The sequence below is a fragment of the Halocynthiibacter namhaensis genome, assembly GCF_000812685.1.
Classification (GTDB): Bacteria; Pseudomonadota; Alphaproteobacteria; order Rhodobacterales; family Rhodobacteraceae; genus Halocynthiibacter; species Halocynthiibacter namhaensis.
The window spans coordinates 1-3681 of record NZ_JWIF01000054.1 but is presented as its reverse complement, the minus strand read 5'-3'; the positions used below and the strand labels follow the sequence as shown (position 1 = coordinate 3681).

Here is a 3681-nt window from a genome sequence, read left to right as displayed (position 1 = left end):
GTTTGATATGCGCGCAGCGGCTTTTTTAACTCTTTTCCATTCGGACAAATGTAGAGATCGTTCTCACCATCATAGGTAAAATCTGCGCGCTCAAAGGTCCCATCTTTGCGGCCAGATTTATCTATTACTGGGATATGGGGCGCGATCCCGCGCTTCTCAACCAGCCAGTCCAACATAGGACCTGAGCCATAAGCGGTGTCCGCAATCAGACGCTCGGGCTTCAAGTCATGCATCTTATGCACGCGATCAATCATGGTTTTCACGGCGCCCACTTCAGCCTGGCGCACAGAACGTGTGGGTTCCACATCCGCTGACCGGCAGTGCATGTTTACATGCATGAGAGGGGAAGATCACAGCGTTATCCGTATCGATCAAATAATTCGTGGAATAAGCAAAAAATGCAGGGCCACCACGTGCGCCTGTCCACTGCGATGCCGGATCTGAATGTGAGATGAACTTAGGAACCACTGGGCTGGCAGCGCCAAAAGTTGCGTCATCCAGCGTGTCCAAATATTCGCGAACAGCGCGTGGTGCATCCTCTGGGTCAATTCCTTCAGGATCCCAATCTGCCTTTGGTGTGGATTTTTGGCGATTGGCATCGGCGGCAATTATACTCGCGTCTGCCGCGTATCTCTGACCGCTTGCCAGGCCGGTTTCAATGCATTGCGCGACAACATTTTCAAACACGTGCCGTAATAGATCACTGTCACGGAACCGGCCGTGTCGGTTCTTCGAAAACGTCGAATGATCCGGAATGGCACCCGTCAAATCCAGCTTACAAAACCAGCGATATGCTAAGTTGAGGTGGACCTCATCACACAAGCGCCGTTCTGAGCGAATGCCCATGATATAGCCAACCAACAACATGCGCCCCTCTCGGGACATTGCTACGCAATGCCCTGCCGGGCAACGATCATCAGTTCAGGATCAATCGACGGACGCCCAGTTGAGCTATAAAACTGCGCCAGATGCGCACGCACGCCAGATAAATCAATGATACCGTCGATTGTCCGCAAGACATGATCTACAGGAACATGATCCTCGATAGAGAAGTCATAAAACAGAGCGCGTTGCGCTTCTTGCCTTGGTCCTAACATCTCAACAATCTCCCATCACAATGAGGGGATTGAATCAGTCAGGCCGTTCCAAATCAACAGGAGTTTTTCAACAGAATATGCCCGAAGCGGCTTATGACGGGTGCCAACCCAAAGCTAAGTTTGAATTTTCACACTTGGGGAACGCGAAACTGGATGTCTCACGGACATCATGACACGCGGACCATCCCGATCACCGGGCAAATAAGATATCACTCTTCTCCAGAAACTTCGGCCAGCTATAGATAGCAAAATTAAGTTTTTCGCGCAGTTTTTTTGAACTGTTTCGTTGCTTGGTGTGACTTACCTCTAAGAAACAAGCCATGAATGGCGTGAGCTCACGCCTGTTCAAACGCTTTCAATTACCCTGAGTGTCTGACTGCCATTCAGAAGGTGAGCCAAAACCAAATGACCATCGATCCCGCTGTAGGCGTTGCGTTCCTCTTAGGCGCAGTTCTGGTTCATCTCTGGTATTTTGTCCTGACGCAGCGGGCGACCCGAGCAGCGATCGGCAGGCAACTCGCAAAAAGAAACCGGCACAAAGCGATTACAGAGCGCGAGGAAGTTCGCAAAGAGGAGGGCCGCCTTCGAGAAGAACTCTGGGATATAAAGAACCCCTACAACCAACTGAGGTTTGTCCAACCCGCAGCTTTCCAGCCCAGAAAGCTGATTGACTCCCCGGTTTTACGCATGGCGCTACAGGTAATTGAGGACGCTCTAGAAGGCATGGAAGCAGGTCATCGGGTCCTGGCTGGCGTTCCTCTGTGCAATTTTCTTCAAACTGCAGATGAGAAGGATAAACCAGAGCAGCGAGCTTTGCTGGCGATCCGTGACAAGCAGGTGGACTTTCTGATCATCGACTCAAAGGGCAACCCAAAACTCGTAATCGAAGGACGCAAAGCAAATAGTCACACTCAGGCTGCACTCAGGGCGGTGAAGCAGAAGGCCCTCGAAAATGCAGGCATCCCGATCCTGTTTATCTCCGGAAAGATGATGGATGCCGAACTCCGGGTGCAAGTGATTTGGCAGCTTTCACCCAGATGAACCGGTTGGTCACTGGAAGCGCAAATATATATTGTGTCTATTCAACCGTAAAAGTGTCTTGTTTGATTACCCAAACTTCACCAGAACCCCCATCTCATATTTATAGTTATTTCTGATAGGACTTTAGCCCATGAAAATCACACGCGACCATCCCGACCAGCTCATTTTAGAAAAACGCCCATGGCTGTTTGCCACATTTCTTATCGTCTTCATGTTGATTTTCATGGCACTGGGCCTGCCCACGGCAATTTACGGCAATATGATAGGGATGCTCTTTGTTTTGGGCGGTGTGATTATTCCTGGAATTGCGTTTGTCACTTTCGTACGCCGCACGATGGTTGTTTTCGACCGCCCGGCCAACAGCATTGAAATTCGCCGCAAATCTATTTTGGGCATAACACAGGACATTTATAAAATTAGCGACCTGATCGGCGCAATTGTTACGACCGTTGATGATCATAACTACAATAGTAAAACATCTCGTTGCGAGCTCGAAATGAAAGATGGCATCAACCTTCCTGTGGCCCTGATTTATACTGGCGGATCGGGCGCGCGTCGCACAGCAGCGAAGATCAATGCCTGGCTAAATTCGTAGCCCACACCGCCATTTCGCCGAGCTGCCTATGACGCCTGCCAGCCCGTTTTGTCCAAGTTGCCAAGTGCCACAATAGCCAACAGCCCAACCAATACTGTGGTCGAAAACATCCATGATAAAAATAGAATGAGGAAAAGCTCGAACATTTACTTCCCCTCCGTGGCCGGTTTTGAAACTTGCAGGGCTTCGCCTTCGGGCAGTTGTGTTATCCATGCCTGCAAAGCCTGTGTCACCAATCGCCCATATGGCACCCCCGTATGGTGGTGAATGGCGCGCATTTCTTCCCACGTGCCTTGATCCACACCACGGATCGTTACCTTTATATCAGTCATTTTGTTACTCCTTCACATGACAGTGCCGAACTCCCAAATGATGGTCGCAGGTCCGGAACTTGCGAACGGACTGCTGCAATTGCGTCGGGTCGGAATGGGGCGAGCTACAAATAGCGTGCCGTGTTGCTTTATTGCCGGTCTCTGAACTCATTTATGCGGCCTTTCGCTCAAAAGCCAAGGGACTTTTCCCGCCAAGCGATGAGTGGCGACGGCGCGGGTTATAGAACCCGTTGATATACTGGAAGATCGCGCCTTCAGCCTGACGGCGTGTGTCCCAACGGTTGCGCCAAATCAGCTCAGCCTTAATGGATTTGAAGAACGTCTCGACCATAGAATTATCATAACAATTTCCCTTGCCGCTCATCGAGACCTTGAAACCGTGCTTGGACAAGCGCTTCTGATACTCATTTGAGCAATATTGTGAACCACGATCCGTATGGTGAATGCAATCCTCCGGTGGTTGGCGCAAAGCAACGGCCATATCTAACGCCCGGATTGCCAGATCCTTCTTCATGCGGTTACTGATAGCCCATCCGATGACGCGGCGAGAATACAGGTCAAGGATGACGGCAAGATACAGCCAACCTTCGCTGGTCCAAATGTAGCTGATGTCGCC

The 3681-nt window shown here is 50.5% G+C and carries 4 protein-coding genes and 1 pseudogene; 2 read left to right on the top strand and 3 right to left on the bottom strand.

What is annotated here, in order from left to right:
- Positions 1–1097 (bottom strand): annotated as a pseudogene (locus RJ38_RS18495) (transposase); the annotation flags it as partial.
- Positions 1098–1502: 405 nt separating this feature from the next.
- On the opposite strand from RJ38_RS18495, the gene RJ38_RS07930 reads away from it, so the two are divergent.
- Both RJ38_RS07930 and RJ38_RS18100 read left to right on the top strand, forming a co-directional pair.
- Positions 1503–2138 (top strand): DUF2726 domain-containing protein, encoded by a 636-nt coding sequence (locus tag RJ38_RS07930; protein ID WP_039018339.1) that lies wholly within the window; start codon positions 1503–1505, stop codon positions 2136–2138.
- A gap of 130 nt (positions 2139–2268) precedes the next feature.
- Positions 2269–2733 (top strand): hypothetical protein, encoded by a 465-nt coding sequence (locus RJ38_RS18100; RefSeq protein ID WP_052245284.1) that lies wholly within the window; start codon positions 2269–2271, stop codon positions 2731–2733.
- A 146-nt stretch (positions 2734–2879) separates the two neighbouring features.
- Here the strand turns inward: RJ38_RS18100 and RJ38_RS07920 are convergent, their stop codons facing one another.
- Positions 2880–3065, bottom strand: a complete 186-nt coding sequence (locus RJ38_RS07920; RefSeq protein ID WP_039018338.1) for a hypothetical protein — start codon at positions 3063–3065, stop codon at positions 2880–2882.
- A gap of 151 nt (positions 3066–3216) precedes the next feature.
- The coding region (locus RJ38_RS07915; protein ID WP_039018337.1) for an IS3 family transposase at positions 3217–3681 on the bottom strand (465 nt) is incomplete at its 5' end.